At 63.3% G+C, this 16,728-nt stretch carries 7 protein-coding genes and 5 pseudogenes; 9 read left to right on the plus strand and 3 right to left on the minus strand.

Annotation, left to right across the window (positions count from 1 at the left end):
* Positions 1-2,020 precede the first annotated feature (2,020 nt).
* From IPK66_17355 to IPK66_17375, 5 genes and pseudogenes are all read left to right on the plus strand, one after another.
* On the plus strand, positions 2,021-3,553 hold the full coding sequence (locus IPK66_17355) for a tetratricopeptide repeat protein (GenBank protein MBK8176958.1): 1,533 nt from the start codon (positions 2,021-2,023) through the stop codon (positions 3,551-3,553).
* 138 nt (positions 3,554-3,691) lie between these two features.
* Positions 3,692-4,284: pseudogene (locus IPK66_17360) on the plus strand (recombinase family protein).
* A 3-nt stretch (positions 4,285-4,287) separates the two neighbouring features.
* Positions 4,288-4,715, plus strand: a pseudogene (locus tag IPK66_17365) (hypothetical protein).
* 131 nt (positions 4,716-4,846) lie between these two features.
* Entirely contained in the window at positions 4,847-5,560 is a 714-nt protein-coding gene (locus IPK66_17370) for an IS6 family transposase (GenBank protein MBK8176959.1), read from the plus strand.
* Positions 5,561-6,029: 469 nt separating this feature from the next.
* The gene (locus IPK66_17375) at positions 6,030-7,127 is read left to right on the plus strand and encodes a hypothetical protein (protein ID MBK8176960.1); all 1,098 of its coding nucleotides are present in this window, start codon (positions 6,030-6,032) and stop codon (positions 7,125-7,127) included.
* 648 nt (positions 7,128-7,775) lie between these two features.
* On the opposite strand, the gene IPK66_17380 is transcribed toward IPK66_17375, so the two are convergent.
* Positions 7,776-9,248, minus strand: a complete 1,473-nt coding sequence (locus IPK66_17380) for a DUF2326 domain-containing protein (protein ID MBK8176961.1) — start codon at positions 9,246-9,248, stop codon at positions 7,776-7,778.
* Positions 9,249-9,361: 113 nt separating this feature from the next.
* Between IPK66_17380 and IPK66_17385 the strand changes: the two genes are divergently transcribed.
* Positions 9,362-9,499 (plus strand): hypothetical protein, encoded by a 138-nt coding sequence (locus tag IPK66_17385; protein MBK8176962.1) that lies wholly within the window; start codon positions 9,362-9,364, stop codon positions 9,497-9,499.
* 14 nt (positions 9,500-9,513) lie between these two features.
* On the opposite strand, the gene IPK66_17390 is transcribed toward IPK66_17385, so the two are convergent.
* A complete protein-coding gene (locus IPK66_17390; GenBank protein MBK8176963.1) occupies positions 9,514-9,789 on the minus strand; it encodes a hypothetical protein in 276 nt (91 codons plus the stop codon).
* A gap of 890 nt (positions 9,790-10,679) precedes the next feature.
* The gene (locus IPK66_17395) at positions 10,680-11,255 is read right to left on the minus strand and encodes a recombinase family protein (GenBank protein MBK8176964.1); all 576 of its coding nucleotides are present in this window, start codon (positions 11,253-11,255) and stop codon (positions 10,680-10,682) included.
* A gap of 214 nt (positions 11,256-11,469) precedes the next feature.
* Here IPK66_17395 and IPK66_17400 point away from each other — a divergent pair.
* From IPK66_17400 to IPK66_17410, 3 pseudogenes are all read left to right on the plus strand, one after another.
* Positions 11,470-12,288, plus strand: a pseudogene (locus IPK66_17400) (tyrosine-type recombinase/integrase).
* Positions 12,246-15,230, plus strand: a pseudogene (locus tag IPK66_17405) (AAA family ATPase). Before IPK66_17400 ends, IPK66_17405 begins: the two co-directional pseudogenes overlap by 43 nt.
* Before the next feature lie 340 nt (positions 15,231-15,570).
* A pseudogene (locus IPK66_17410) lies at positions 15,571-16,645 on the plus strand (transposase).
* Positions 16,646-16,728: the final 83 nt, after the last annotated feature.

A 16,728-nucleotide genomic window follows, 5' to 3' on the forward strand; every position in this document is an offset into this window, starting at 1 on the left:
TGCGTCGCGGCGATCCGCCGCCGGTCGGCGTGCACTTCTCCGGCCACGGCGGACCCGGGGTGCTCGTCTTCGAAGACGACTACGGCGAAGCGCGCGACGTCCCGATCGACAGCCTGCTCACCGAAATCCGCCGACGCGCGCCGGAGCGGCTGCCGCGCTTCTTCTATCTCGCCTGCTGCCACGGCGGCGATGCGCCGCCGGCCGCGGAGGACTCTCCCCTCCCGGCCGTCGCCACCGCGCTGCACCGCGACGGCATCACCCAGGTCGTCGGCTACTTCGGTCCGGTGCTGGACGATCTCTCGACCCGTGCAGAGCGCGCCTACTATGCCGAGCTGGCACTCGGCCGGCGGACCCGCGACGCGGTCCGCGCCGCGCGCATGGCGATGAGCGAGGCCCCGGCGGCGGCCGGCCGTAGCCCGGCGCGCGATGCGGCCGGTTCGGGTGGGGCGCTCGCCTATGCCTGGGCGCAGATGGTGCTCTACCAGCGGGGGCCGGACCATCCGCTCGGCAAGACGATCGAAGCGGCTCCGCCGGTCGCCTTCGAGACCACCGAGCGGCGCCGGGAAGAGGCCTATCCGGGCAGCCGCAGCCAGATCCTGAAGGCCGGCTTCGTCGGCCGGCGCAAGGAGATGCACACGCTTCGGCGCGACCTGCGGGCCGGCCGGCATCTGCACGTCGTCCAGGGTACCGGCGGCCTCGGCAAGAGCGCCTTCTGCGCCGAAGCGCTGAAGGTCTATGCCCGCCTCGGTTGGCAGCCGCTGGCCCTGTGGTGCGCCGATGTCGAAGGAATGGCCGGGTCCGTCGAAGGCTTGCTGCGGCAGCTCGAAGACGCCGGCCGAACGCTCGTCGGCCCCGCCTGGGACGGCGTGCTGGCGAGCGTCGACAGGCTCGCGGCCGAGCAGGAGCAGCTACGCGAGCCAGCGGCCCGCCTGCTTTTCCTGCTGGAAATCCTGCTGCAACCACGGTTCCCGCCGCTGGTCGTCTACCTCGACAACCTGGAATCGCTGCAGATCGGCCCGCACGACGCCGGCGCGGAGGACTTCGCCGCCTGGCGGGATCCCGCCTGTGCCGCGCTGTGGGTGGGGCTGCGCGGACTGCAGCAGCGCGCGTCCGGGCGGCTGGCGGTGCTCGCGTCCACCCGGTATCGGCATCGGGATTTCGGGGCGGTGGTGCCGTTCCACCGGCTGCCGGCCGACGCCTTGTGGCGGATGCTGCCGTGGTTTCCGAACCTGCGGCGGCTGACGGAAGGCAACCGGGCCTGGCTGGTGGACCGGCTGGCCGGCCACCCGCGGGCGGTCGAGTTCCTGGATGCGCTGATCGCAGACGCCGTTCTCGCCTGGGAATACGACAACGGCCCGTTCGAACCCGGTTGTCTGAGCGAGGAAGAGGAGCGGACCCGGATCATCGCGCGCGTGCTGCCCGAGCTCGACGTCAAGCTCTCGGAAAACCTGCTGTTCGATGCCTTGTGGGATCGCGTGCTCGATGCGCCGGCGCGTGATCTGCTGGTGCGGGCGAGCGTGCTGCGCCGGCCGGGCGATCGCGCCTTGCTGGCCGCGCTGGGTGGCGAGGGTGCCGATGCGCCGATCGACAAGCTGCGGACCACCGGCCTGCTGAGCGAAATTCGCGAGCCGAAGCCGGACGGCGGATGGACCTCGACTTACGAGGTGCATCCGACGATCAGGGCTCTCGCCGAGCGCCGCAGCGACCGCGCCGAGGTTTTGAAACAGGAGGGCCATCGCCGCGCCGGCGATCACCTGGAAGCCGTGGCTGCCAGCTCACCGTCCTGGCAGGACAACATCGAGGGTGCCTTTCATCTGCGACAGGTTGGCGAAGTGGATCGCAGCTTCGACCTGCTCGCCCCGCTGGTGCAGGACCTTCAAAACCGGGGTCGCATCCAGGACTCGATCGTCTGCCTGCGTGACATCGGCGATCCGGAGGCGCTCCATCCCTCCCGTGCCGCGTGGGTCTCGAGCTTTCACGGCGACGCCTTGCAAGCTTATGGAAGGGCAACGTCGGCGACGTGCTCTCGGCGCAGGGACGGCTCGACGACGCGCTCACCGCCTACCGGGCGAGCCTGGCCATTGCCGAGCGGCTGGCGCAGGCGGATCCCAGCAACGCCGGCTGGCAGCGCGACCTCTCGGTGAGCCAGGAGAAGGTCGGCGACGTGCTCTCGGCGCAGGGACGGCTCGACGACGCGCTCACCGCCTACCGGGCGAGCCTGGCCAGTCGCGAGCGGCTGGCGCAGGCGGATCCCAGCAACGCCGGCTGGCAGCGCGACCTCTCGGTGAGCCACATCAAGGTCGGCGACGTGCTCGCGGCGCAGGGCCGGCTCGACGACGCGCTCACCGCCTACCGGGCGAGCCTGGGCATTGCCGAGCGGCTGGCGCAGGCGGACCCCAGCAACGCCGGCTGGCAGCGCGACCTCTCGGTGAGCCAGGGCAACGTCGGCGACGTGCTCGCGGCGCAGGGCCGGCTCGACGACGCGCTCAACGCCTACCGGGCGAGCCTGGCGATCTTCGAGTGGCTGGCGCAGGCGGATCCCAGCAACGCCGGCTGGCAGCGCGACCTCTCGGTGAGCCAGGACAACGTCGGCGACGTGCTCGCGGCGCAGGGCCGGCTCGACGACGCGCTCACCGCCTACCGGGCCAGCTTGGCCATTGCCGAGTGGCTGGCGCAGGCGGATCCCAGCAACGCCGGCTGGCAGCGCGACCTCTCGGTGAGCCACAACAAGGTCGGCGACGTGCTCTCGGCGCAGGGCCGGCTCGACGACGCGCTCACCGCCTACCGGGCCAGCCTCGCCATTGCCGAGCGGCTGGCGCAGGCGGACCCCAGCAACGCCGGCTGGCAGCGCGACCTCTCGGTGAGCCACAACAAGATCGGCGACGTGCTCTCGGCGCAGGGCCGGCTCGACGACGCGCTCACCGCCTACCGGGCGAGCCTGGCGATCTTCGAGTGGCTGGCGCAGGCGGATCCCAGCAACGCCGGCTGGCAGCGCGACCTCTCGGTGAGCCACAACAAGATCGGCGACGTGCTCTCGGCGCAGGGCCGGCTCGACGACGCGCTCACCGCCTACCGGGCGAGCCTGGCGATCTTCGAGTGGCTGGCGCAGGCGGATCCCAGCAACGCCGGCTGGCAGCGCGACCTCTCGGTGAGCCACAACAAGGTCGGCGACGTGCTCTCGGCGCAGGGCCGGCTCGACGACGCGCTCACCGCCTACCGGGCGAGCCTGGGCATTCGCGAGCGGCTGGCGCAAGCGGACCCCAGCAACGCCGGCTGGCAGCGCGACCTCTCGGTGAGCCACAACAAGGTCGGCGACGTGCTCTCGGCGCAGGGACGGCTCGACGACGCGCTCACCGCCTACCGGGCCAGCTTGGCCATTGCCGAGTGGCTGGCGCAGGCGGATCCCAGCAACGCCGGCTGGCAGCAGGATCTCGCCCGGATTACGGAAAGGCTCAGAGCAGCCGCTGAAGCGATGTCGGCGACGAAATCAGGGTGGTGGTCGCGGTTATGGCGCAAGAACGGCAAAGGCGGTAAGGGCGCGTCCGCTGGCTGACGAGGATCTCGGGTTCTCGCTTGCCCGTCCTAAATCGATCGTTTTCGGACACCATCCGCAGCCCTGTGCAAAAACTAGGGTTGCAGTGTTTTGGACATGGTGTATATTACGGACATCGATTCCGTACGGAAATCGTCGATGCCGCGCACCTTCGCCTACCTCCGCGTGTCGACCACCGGCCAGACGACCGAGAACCAGCTGCAGGAGATCATCGCCGCCGGCTTCCAGGTCGAGCCGCGGCGCGTGGTCGCCGAGACCGTCTCCGGCGGGTGGCCGCAACACAACGTCGCGGCTTCGCCCGGCTGCTCGATCGACTGGAGGCGCGCGACGTGCTGGTGGTCACCAAGCTCGACCGGCTCGGCCGCAACGCCATCGACGTCGGCGCCACGGTGAAGAAGCTGGCGGAGATGGGCGTGCGGGTGCACTGCCTGGCACTCGGCGGCGTCGACCTCACCAGCTCAGCCGGCAAGCTGACGATGGGCGTGATCAACGCCGTCGCCGAGTTCGAGCGGGACCTCCTGGTCGAGCGCACCCAGGCCGGCCTCGGCCGGGCCCGGGCCGAAGGCAGGAAGCTCGGCCGGCCGGCCACGCTGACTGCCGCGCAGCGCGAGACTGTCGCGCTGCGCTTGCGGGAGGGAGCGAGCGTGTCGGCGCTGGCGCGTGAGTTCGCCACCAGCCGGCAGACGATCATGCGGGCGCGAGACACCGAGCCCGGCTGGGCGGCGGAGTAGGGGATGCCGATCCGCCGCGAGCTGCGCCGTCTCTATCCCCGGCACTGGCCCGAGCTCAGCCGGCGCGTCCGCTTCGAGCGGGCCGGCGGGCGGTGTCAGGGCTGCGGCCGGCCGCACGCCACCATCGTCCGCTGTCTGCCGGACGGCCGCTGGTTCGATCCGGCCGAGGGTACGTGGCGCGACGGCAAGGGTCGGCTCGCCCGCTGGCGGACCTCGAGCAGATGACGCGGCAGCGGACGACGCGGGTCGTTCTCGCCGCCGCGCATCTCGATCACGACCCGCGCAACAATCGGCTGCGCAACCTGCGCAGCCTCTGCCAGCGCTGCCACATGCTGCACGACCGGCCGCATCACCTGGCGCAGCGGCGGATCACCTATCTTCTGCGCCGCGCCCTGGGCGACCTGTTCCTGGGACCTTATCGAGTGGGCTGAGTCACGGCTTCCGGTGCCCGTCTCGGACCGCGCCGTTGACGTGTCGCCGCGGTGTGGGGACAGGAACTGGCTCCGTTGCAAAAAACGTGGCGAGGGAAGATTCTCGGTGCCGGGAGCAAAATCGGCGGGAGCTGACCGTGGCCGGTGAGTTCAAATGGCGGCACTTTGCCGGCGAGGTGATCCTGCTGTGCGTGCGCTGGTACTGCCGCTACGGCATCAGCTACCGGGACCTCGAGGAGATGATGGGCGAGCGCGGCGTCGCCGTCGACCATACGACGCTGTACCGCTGGGTACAGCGCTACGCCCCGGAGCTGGAGAAGCGGACGCTGTGGTATCGGAACCGGATCAGCTTTTCGTGGCGGGTCGACGAGACCTACATCCGCGTCAAGGGCCAGTGGAAATACCTGTACCGAGCAATCGACAAAGGTGGCGCGACGCTCGACTTCTATCTTGCCGACCGGCGCAACGCCAAGGCGGCCAAGCGGTTTCTGGCCAAGGCGCTGCGCCGCAGCCGGGACTGGACGCCACGGGTCATCAACACCGACAAGAACCCCGCCTATGGTGAGGCAATCGCCGAATTGAAGAAGGAGGGGCTGCTGCCGAAAGAGACCCGGCACCGGCAGGTGAAGTATCTCAACAACCGCCTGGAAGGTGACCACGGCAAGCTGAAGCGCCTGATCAAGCCGACGCTCGGCTTCCAGTCGATGAAGACGGCCTACGCGACGATCAAGGGCTTCGAGGTCATGCGGATGTTCAAGAAAGGCCAGTTCAGGCTGTGGATCGAAGCGGTGGGCGGTGGAACCGAGGGGTCCTTCGTCAACCGGCTGTTCGGCGTCTATGCGTGAGCCTGTGACGAGATCGGGCCTTCACGCGACCCGACCGGATTTTTGCAACGGAGCCGGCGGACATACGCCGCCAGGCTCCCCCCCTTTGCCATGCCCCGAGTCTCCGAAAGAGATGTTCCCGCATTGATACAAGCAACGTGCGTGCCGAGTCGCTATCCGTGAAGTGCGTTCAGGCAACGCAACTGCATGTCGGGCGCATGTCTCCCATAACGGCGTGAAGCCGCCGGTTGCCTCGATAGGCGCGGACCCTACGGCGCACCTCAGGGCTTTGGGGCAAGGGCTTCGCCCGCGTCCGGGGTGTCCCCCGCTTTCGGTCACGGCGCTCCCTGCAAGCCGGGTGATCCCCTCCCCTGACGCGCCCCTCCGCTCCCGAGGCCTCCGCGCCGTGGACGGGCCGATGGCGCCCCGGCGCGATTCAGTGGTTTCAAAAACTCATTTTCTGGCATAACTATGCTATAGACAATGCTCATTGAGCATTGCGGTCATCACCTATTTCACCGGACAGAACATGCCATACGCAGATAGATTAAATCTCATACAAGAAATTGAAAGATCCAGAGGATCACACGTAATATCTTATTTAACTAGCATACGGCCAAACGTAAGCGCTCAAATGAGCGAAGATGCTATTCGCGTATTTTTCGATCATTTGCTACTTCTTCCAACAAAACCAGTAGATAATCTTGATATTTTTCTGTGTAGCAACGGTGGCGCAGGCACAGTGCCTTGGCGACTCGTCTCTCTATTTCGTGAATACGCCAAAAAGTTCAGCGTCCTTATCCCATATCGAGCTTACAGTGCCGCAACACTTCTCGCTCTTGGGGCAGACGAGATTGTGATGCATCCCTTCGCTGAAATGGGGCCAATCGATCCGACAGTGTCTAACGAGTTCAATCCAATGGAGCAGGGAACGGGAAGACGACTTGGCATAAGCGTTGAAGATGTGAAAGCATATGTAAGCTTTATCAAATCTACTGTTGGGATTACACATGAGGACGAGCTTGTTAAAACCATAGAAATTTTGGCAAACAAAGTGCATCCATTAGCATTGGGAAATGTTGAAAGGTTCATTTCGCAGACGCGACTTATAGCGCGGAAGATACTTCGCACACATATGCGCGAAGAGAGAGACGAGCACTCAATAGATGAAATAATAGAAAATATGGCTAGTAAATTGTATTTTCATGGCCACCCAATAAATCGAGCTGAAGCCAAAAATGAACTGAAGCTCAAGGTAACAACGGAGTTGCCGGCTGGTCTAGAGTCTGCGATGTGGAATTTATATAAAGATTATGAGGCAGAATTACAAAACCATATACCATATAATTGTGTTGGCGAGCTAATGGCTAAAGCTATTGATCCAAATACAGACGTAATAGACCCGCAGACCATAAAAATGGCACAGATAAAGCATACCATGCCGATAGTCTTTATAGAAAGCGGCAGGCTTAGCAGCAAATTTCTACACGAACAACGGTTTGCCTACATGGGCAATGGGCCAAATGGTGAGCCTGTAATTAGACAGGACATCATTTCTCAACGGTGGGATCATTCATCATCCCCCTAACGGGCTTGCCTTCGTCCGTTGAGATGGAGCCTTCGTGAGGGTGCTCTTTCCCGACCACCGGTTGAACTGGTGGAAACGTTGTGGGGGTTCCGACCTGTGCTGGGATCGACCGGGAGGCACCGAGCGGAGCGACCGGGATCAGCATGGCCGTGAAAACTTTCGGTCTCACCATTGTGAATGACGACGTGATGACGGGCGACAGCTGTCGTGCAGCAGGTTCGGCCATTCACATTCTCCCCCGGCTGTTGTGGCTCCCACGGTATAGTCACACCCTTGCACTTTAAAAATGGTTTATCAATCCGGTGGTTTCTCTATGTTTTGCCAATGAGAATGAGTTCTCTAGATATTGCCGAATTATTGGATTGTGACGCTACATCCTGATTCTACAGGAAAACTAAGTTTAATTGCTTATTAAGGCGGGCGCGGTCGTCAAGATGCCGTAGCACCATCAGGGGTTGCCGTGCCATGAAGGGCACGGGGCTGAATCAACGACGCTTCCATATTATAGGAATAAAAACCTTTTTGCAAGTGTATCTGTATCACTAGAGCCGTTATGTGCAAAAATCAACATATTCGCATCAGACCTAGAGCCTTGAATCCTTTGGGCCTTGCCGATGCAAAATTCTGATGCAGTGGTTCAGTCGAACCTTATGCCGAACAACCCTCCCTCGGGCGCGTCCGAAAGCACCGGGGCCAGGACGAAGCTGCGGAATCCTCGCCGCCTTCGGTTTCAGCCCGAGCAAGCTCATCCGAGTTGAGGGTTACGATGTATTGGATGCCAATTTCCTCGGCATATTCCGCGCCAATGCGGAGCGCCCGTGCAAACTGCCGCCCATCAACCGGTTCATACAAATGGCTGTCATGGATGAGAAAGCCTGGCCCCATGCCCCGGCTCCGGCAGAGCGAAGCCATTGTGAAATCGAAGCAGAAAATCTGCATGCTCATCACCCCCGCGCTTTGCGAGGACGGGATGCTGGGCACAAACCGAAGTCCTTGGTCGTTTGCCGAAATCGCCAGCTCGCCGGGCGTCTCGTAAAGGCGCTCGGAAATTTCGGAGAAGGTGCGGCTAGCTTGATTTGCGACGGCTGAACGTTCCCGGCGGTCCTGGCGCAGCGCGCGTGTCGCGTCCTCAATTTCTTGTTGCTTTTCTTCGGCCTGCGTTTCCAACTTGCGCGCTTCGTTCAGCCGCGCTTCCAGCGCGCAAACGACGCCATCCTTTTGCGACAACTCATCCCGCAGGCGCAGCAGTTCGTCAGCAGGGCCGCCAGTGCGGAGGGCGGCGGTGATTTGGCGGCGTCGAACCCTCAACCTGCCCCTGTCCGGCCGCCGTTCCTCGATCCTGCGTTGCGCGCTCACAATCTCGCTTTGCAATTGAGCCTGACGATTTTCGATCAGCTGATGATGGAAGCGGGCAACCTCCTCGTAGCGTCGGTTGACAATATCGGGGAACACCATCTTCGCCTCGGCAAAGAGGGCTTCCAAGCGTGGCGCACGGTCCTGTTCCTCCGCCTCAAGGGCGTGCCTATTGGCGTCGATTGACTCGCGGTCCAGCACGTCCTTGTCGGACAGGTCGCGACTATGTTCATTCAGCGTCGCAAGTTCCTGCTCAAGTTCACGAAAAACCGGCAGCACGTTGAAGCTCTTAATACGTTCATCCAGGTGGTCGCGCGCTAACGTCGCCGCTGCAATCTGAGCGGATAAGGCGGCTTCAAGATCGACGCGCCCCGTTCCGGCTGGCGCCGTCCTCTCAAGGTCGCGAAGGGCCTTTTGCGCGGTCTGAATCTGCTTCAGGGCATTCTTTGCCCGGTGAAACCGCCGAACCACTTCGGCATCGAGGCCAAACAAAACGGCAAGGTTCGTCTCACTGACCGCGTTCGCCTGTGCCCGGAATGTGCGAACGGGATCGTCATAGCCGCCGTCCCGTCGCCGACGCGCGAAGTATGAGATCAGCTGGCGAAAGGAAGCGGCACCAGGCTGCCTGCTGCCGTTGAGTTGAAACCATGCCTTTCCGAGACGGCCTGTCCAAGCCGCGTTCGTGAGTTCTTCCGCATCTGTGCTGTCTACAAATTCCAGCCCGTCTTTCCGTATCGAAACTCGCGGGTTTGCAGGTCCACGCCGCACGGCCAGGCGTTCATCGCCGACATCGATGGATAACTCAAAGATCCAGTTGCCTAGCGCCTTGATTTTAGAGCACCTTCCGCATCTCCCGCCAAAGAAAGTGGACGAGATCTATGATGCTGACTTTCCAGCGCCATTTCCGCGCGCCGCTGCGGCGCTTTTTCGTCTCCGTCCGGCGGAAGCTGGCGGTCCGCAAGGACGATATTCAAGCCCTTGCGAAACCCGATTGTCTTGAAGGACGGGCGGTCCGCTGAGAGACGGTAAAGCATCAGACCACCACCCGCTGAACGCTGCGTCTCAGCAAGCCGTCCTGATCGAACCACACAAGGTTCATGACAAACAGCAAGTCGACGGACAGCAGGAACCAGACGTATGAGATGGGGCGCTTATGGTGAAGCTCCCGAATCTCGTCCCACAGTCGGGAAACGGTCATAGGTTCGCTAAGGCGGTCGAAGATGATAGCGCCAATCGTCAGTAGCGCGCGATCCGGTGCGATGTTGCGGCTGGCAGGATCGCGTCTTGCCTCCGGCGGCTGGTCGAAAATCTGGCACGTTGAGAAAAAATGCGTGACGATAGCGAGCGCCGCGACCTCCCTGTCCGGATCGCCCGTGGCTCCGCCTGCAAAAATCAGCAATTGCTGATAGGCGGCGGCAGGCTCCGCGCCCTCAGACCGCAGCAGGTGATAGCGCGCCGTAAAGCCAGCGGCCATGCGTGCGCCTTCGTTCGGGTCGGCGCGATCCTCGATGTATTTTTCCACGCGCTTGGCCGCGGCGGCACTCATACCGAAGAAGTGCCGCACGCTATCAGGCAGCATGTTGAATGCCACTTTCGCATCGATAGCCGTAGGCAGTGGGATGGACTCAAGCGGCGAACTGGTAATGTCGGCGCGGATGTAGGCGAGCGCGCGTCCGATGTTAGCGTATGTTGCTCGCCGGATCATGTCGCCACTGCTAGGAGCACGCCCGCCGAACATCTTCGCACGGAGTTTGGCATCGATCCCGCGTGCTAAAGTGATGATATCGCCTCGGTGCAATATCTCCGAAGGAACCTCCAGCTCGTTCGACAGCTGCGCCATCAGACGAGAGATTTCGGACGGAATATTGTCCCTGTAGAGGCCGACGACGAACCACCACTTTTTCAGCAATTCCTTCCAGTGGTCTTTCGCTCCCCCTAAAGTCCTCATCAACTTTTCTGAGCGCATCGCGGACGTTCGCTTGCCCGTAGCGCGGGCCATGGCACTGGTAGACGTGGCCGACATCGGATCGCCACCCGTCACATTTGAGATCGCCCCGGCTTCCCATCGGAATTGTCGGATGGAATGCGCTGCCCCAAAGCGCTTTTCCGATGTCCTGGAAAAGCGTCTCGAACGCATCGCCGTCGCTATCTCTCAGGCGGACGTCCAGGCGCATTTCCTGCCACTCCCAATCGATTTCGTCAGCGTCCATTGGCGTTCGCCTCCAGACGCCGCATCGACCGCCACAGGGTCGAGTAATCGACCCCAAGCAAACCGGCCATGCCAGCGGGCGTTTGCAAGCCGCCGTCAATAGCCTCGCGTGCATGCGCGATTTGTTCGGGCGTCAGCTTACGTGGCCGCCCGACATGCTTGCCGCGCTTTTTGGCGGACGCGATACCGGCGTTGACCCGCTCGACGATCAACGCACGCTCGAATTCCGCCAGCGCGCCCATCATGTGAAAAACGAGCGTGCCGCCCGCCGTCGTCGTGTCGATGCTTTCCGACAGCGACGCGAACCCGGCCCCGCGCACACCAAGCTGGCGCACCGTCTCGATCAGATGCGGCAGCGACCGTCCGAGTCGGTCCAGTTTCCAGACGACGAGAATATCGCCGGTCCCGATGCGGGCAAGTGCCGCGTCAAGACCTGGCCGGTTCGTCACGACCCCCGACACACCACGATCCTCGAACACTTCGGCGCACCCGGCAGCCGTCAGCGCATCCCGCTGCAAGGCAAGCGACTGCTCGTCAGTCGAGATGCGAGCGTAGCCGATTTTCATGGGGGGATTATGCAATAGGATTTTGCAAAAGGCGAGAGCCAATGATTCCAAGGCCCTAGCAGGCACGGTTTCAGCGTTTCCAATAACATCCGGTTCCGCGGCGGGGAAAACTGAGCCCGGCGCAGCCTGCGCGCGCCGCGGTGCGTATTACCGCGGCATCTCACGCATGATAACGTCCTTTATCATGCGTGAGAATCGGGGTAGGGAAGGAGCCATGACACCCCCCGACCGGCTCCCCGCGATCCTCAAACCCGGCGCCCTCACGCCGCTTCCCGACACCCGCCTGGTGCCGGCGCTGATCGCCGACGCCGGCGATCCGGCCGCCTGGCGCTACCTCGAATTTTTCACCGCCAACATCCGCAACGCCAACACGCGCCGGGCGTACGCGCGCACCTGCGGCCAATTCTTCGCCTGGTGCGAGGATCGCGGGCTGACGCTGGCCGCGATCCGGCCGTTCGACGTCGCCACCTATATAGAGGCGCTGCAGCAGACCCATTCGCCGCCGGGCGTGAAGCAGCAGCTCGCCGCCGTGCGCATGCTCTTCGACTGGCTCATCACCGGCCAGATGGTGCCGACAAACCCCGCATCGGCCGTGCGCGGCCCGAAGCATGTGGTGAAGACCGGCAAGACGCCGGTGCTCGACGCCGCCGACTGGCGCAAGCTGCTCGACAGCATCCCGACCGACACGGTGCGCGACCTGCGCGACCGGGCGCTGATCGCCACTCTCACCTATTCCTTCGCGCGCATCACCGCCGCGCTGAAAATGAAGGTGGAGGATCTTCGGCCGCAAGGCGCGGGCTGGCGGCTCCGGCTGCACGAGAAAGGCGGCAAGCATCACACCATGCCGTGCCACCATTCGCTCGCCGAGGCGCTGCACGCCTATATCGCCGCCGCCGGCATCGCCGAGGATCGCAAAGGCTGGCTGTTCCGCACGTCTCGTGGACACAATGCCGCGGTTTTGTCCGGGCAGCCCATGAGTCAGCCGGACGCCTGGCGCATGATCCGCCGGCGCGCGGCCGCCGCCGGCATCCTCTATGGTACAGGTGGGACCCGCACATCCACGCCCCAGGCACCGTTCTCAACGACCAATTCGGGGGAGAAAACGGATGGGACGATTACCTCCAGAAGCTTGAGTCCGCCAGGCCGACTATCCGGGTGCTTGGCATCACCGACTATTACGCCACGGATGGCTATGAACGTGTCTGCGCCGCGAAGGCGAGCGGCCGACTGCCCGACTGCGATCTCATCTTCCCGAACGTCGAAATGCGGCTCGGCATCGGCACGGTCAAAGGCGCTTGGGTCAACATACATCTGCTGATCAGCCCTGAAGAGCCCGATCACCTCTCGGAGTTGAGGCGCTTCCTTGCACGGCTCCGGTTTGCCGCCTTCGACGATTCCTTCTGTTGCAGTCGGGATGACCTGATCAGACTAGGTCGGCGCAGCAAGCCGGCGTTGCAGGATGAAGTCGCTGCACTTGAGCAAGGCTGTCAGCAGTTCAAGGTGTCTCTCGACGAGCTGCGAACCGCCTACAAAGCGAGTGCTTGGGCACAGCGCAACGTCCTTGTTGCGGTCGCGGGCGGCATGCATGACGGCTCGTCGGGAGTGCGGGACGCAGCCGACGCCATCTTGCGGGAAGAGATCGATAAATTCGCACACGTCATATTCGGCAGCAGCCCAAAACAACGTGACTACTGGCTCGGCGCGGCTGCCTTGAGCCCGGAGGAGATTCGCCAGCGATACGACAGCCTCAAACCCTGTCTCCACGGCAGCGATGCCCATGGTCATGCGTCCGTAGGGGCGCCGGACCAGAATCGCTATTGCTGGGTCAAGGGCGAGCTTGTTTTCGACGCCCTGCGCCAAACCTGCATCGATCCGGCCGGGCGCGCTTATGTCGGTGAAGAACCGCCGACCGGCGCCATGCCGTCGCAGGTGATCGACGAAGTGCGCATTCTCAACGCGTCTTGGACAACCACGACGACGCTTCGGCTGAATCCGGGTCTGGTCGCCATCATTGGCCCACGCGGTTCCGGAAAAACAGCACTTGCCGATATCATCGCAGCGGGTTGCGATGCCGCCTGGGAACGTCTTAACAAGCAATCCTTCCTGGTACGCGCGCAAGAACATCTGACGGCTCTTCGGTCAGGCTTACATGGCAGGGCAGCGCCGAGCCCATGACTCGTGCCCTCGACAGCGTGCCGCCCGTGTTCAGTGCGGAGTTCCCGCGCGCACGCTATCTCTCTCAACAGTTCGTTGAAGACCTCTGTTCTTCGGACGGTATGACGGATGCCCTGCTTCAAGAAATCGAGCGGGTCATTTTCGAAGCCCACGACATATCGGCGCGTGATGGTGCGATCGACTTTCGGGAGCTTGTTGAACTAAAGGCGGCCGGTATCGGCAGGCGCGCGAGCGTGAGGAAGAAGCCCTTGAAACCATCTCTGACCGTATTGGAACCGAGCTTGAGAAGGACAAGCAGGTACCCGTTATCAAAAGCCAGCTCGCGGAGAAGACCCGGCTCATCACTCAGTACACAGCAGATCGCGGCAAATTGGTCGCAAAGGGTAGCGAAGACCGGTTGGCAAGACTGGAGACTGTAACCAAGGCAGCCGAAAAGGTGCGCGGCTACATACGCTTCTTCAGCAACCAAGAGCAGGCGCTTCTGGCGATGAGGGATGAAGTCGCGGACGTTCGCCAAAACCAGGCGCCGGAAACTCTCCGGCGTATGAAGGAGCGCCACGCGTCTAGCCGAATAAAGGACGAAGAGTGGGCTACGTTTCTGCTGGAATATGCCGGCGATGTAGACGCGTTCATCAGCGAGGGTTTGAAGCGAACGCAAGCGAACGTGAAAAGCTGGAAGGGCACACGGCCTTCCCGTCCGACGATCTTCAGACTCCGTTCGTCGATGAGACGGCCGACCTCGAACGCACACCTCTTGCCACTCTGGAAGCGGAAATCGGTCGCCTGGAAAAACTCGTTGGTGGCGACCGTGAGATGGCGGCCAAATTCGCGGCGATCTCAAAGAGGATTGCCGAAGAGACGGCGGCGCTGGAGCGCATAAAGGAGAAGCTTGCGGACTGCGAACAGGCAAAGCAGCGCGTTACCGAGCTTAACGCGGCCCGCCAGATAGGCTATGTGCGGGTATTCGACGCGGTGTTGGCAGAGCAGGAAGTCCTCACCGCCCTCTATGCCCCCCTGATGGCCCGCGTGTCTGGCGCCTCCGGTGCGCTTGGCAAGCTCTCGTTCACCGTCAAACGCGTGGCAGACGTCGAGCAATGGGCGAAACGGGGCGAAGACCTGCTGGACCTTCGCCGGCAGGGTCCGTTCAGGGGTCGGGGAACGCTAGCGCAACGCGCCGTACAGAAGCTCCTGAGAGAAGCTTGGGAGAATGGCGACGCACAGTTAGTCGCGGGCGCTATGGTGACGTTCCGCTCGGAGATCCTAGAAGAGCAGCTTTCGCAGATCCCACGGGGCGACCAAGCCGACTATCGCGCATGGGCGAAGCGCCTCGCCCGATGGCTCTACAGCACCGATCATATCACCATCCACTACAGCGTCGATTACGACGGCGTGGACATTCGCAAGCTATCGCCAGGCACGCGCGGCATCGTGTTGCTCCTTCTCTATCTTGCACTCGACGACGCTGACGACCGGCCGCTGATTATCGATCAGCCGGAAGAAAACCTGGACCCGAAATCGATCTTTGACGAATTGGTCGGCCTCTTCCTTGAAGCCAAGCGCAAGCGGCAGGTGATCATCGTTACGCACAACGCCAACTTGGTTGTGAATACAGATGCGGACCAAATCATCATCGCAAGCGTCGGTCCTAATCTCGCCGGCCATCTGCCCCCAATAACCTATACGTCCGGAGGGCTGGAGAGCGAGCACATCCGGACCTCCGTTTGCGACATTCTGGAAGGGGGGGAGAAGGCGTTTAGAGCGCGCGCACATCGCCTGCGGGTGACCTTAGAACGACGATAGCCCGGCAGCTCGTAGCTGGTGAATCCATAGCCCGCATTTTTGAAGCTGAGCCGGATTCGCCCACCACCCCAGTTCGCTGTGTCAACCGAGGCGCACCAGATGGCCCCAGTGCATTATTGGGGCACAGATTCACGGTAGCCAGGCTCGGCGTTGATTCGCAGGGATAGGAAGCCGTCCGGGTCACGGTCGATCAACTCTCTACCGCGAACTCGCACACACACTCGGCGCCCCGCCCTGAGTGCTTAGCGTGTGTTGTGAAACAAATGGACACCTCGAAAAACTCATGGCGTTGAGCGGCTTGGCGTGATTCCGTATCGCTGCGACGGCAGGGAGGGCGGCGATGGCGGGTCAGGGCGGGTTCTTCGACACGGACGAGCGGCTTCAGTGGCTTTCGGCGGCGGGGGACCCGCTGGAGCGGCTGGCGGCGGTGGTGGACTTCGAGCTGTTCCGGCCCGAACTCGAGGCCGCGCTCGGCCGCAGCGACCGCGCCAAGGGCGGTCGGCCGCCCTACGATCCGGTGCTGATGTTCCGCATCCTGGTGCTGCAGACGCTCTACACGCTGTCCGACGACCAGGCCGAATACCAGCTGCGCGACCGGCTGTCGTTCATGCGCTTCGCGGGGCTGGCGCTGCACGACGGCGTCCCCGACGCCAAGACGACCTGGCTGTTCCGTGGTCCGCGCAGGCGCCTTCGAGCGGCTGTTCGCCCGCTTCGATGCGGCGCTGGCCGAGCGCGGCTACCTCGCCAAGGGCGGCCAGATCGTCGACGCCACCATCCTCGAGGCTCGCCGCCCGCGGCTGACGCAGGCCGAGAAGGACGTGGTGAAGGGCGGCGGCATCCCTGAGGACTGGAAGCACGCCCGTACCCGCCAGATCGACCGCGACGGCCGCTGGACGCTGAAGCGCGGCAAGAGGAAGCCCACCCCGCCCGGCGGTGGCGCGGCGCGCACCGCGGCGCCCGAGATCGCGGTGCCGATGTTCGGCTATAAGAACCATGTCGGCATCGACCGCGAGCACGGCTTGGTGCGCCGCTTCACCGTCACCCATGCCGCAGCCCATGACGGCGCCCAGCTCGCTGCGGTGCTCGATCCCGGCAACACCGCGAGCGCCGTCTGGGCCGACACCGCCTACCGCTCGGCGGCCAACATCGAGATACTGGAGCGGCGCGGCCTGAAGCCCGAGTTCCAGCGCGCCAAGCCCAGGGGCAAACCGATGCCCCGCCACATCGCCCGCGGCAACGCGCGGCACGCCCGCATCCGCTCGCGCGTCGAGCACGTCTTCGCCGCCCAGAAGCGCCGCTTCGACCTGGTCATCCGCACCGTCGGCAAGGCCCGCGCCACAGCGAAGCTGGCGCTGGCCAACCTCGCCTACAACTTCACCCGCCTCGCATGGATCGAAAGCAGAGTTGTCGCATGAAGGCGGCGGCCATCGCCCCAGGGCGCGGCGCGCGGCGCCCGGGAAGGGCCAAACGCAGGGCGGACACCCCAAGCAGCCGCCGC

This window comes from Rhodospirillales bacterium, from assembly GCA_016712595.1.
GTDB lineage: Bacteria > Pseudomonadota > Alphaproteobacteria > Rhodospirillales > Defluviicoccaceae > Defluviicoccus.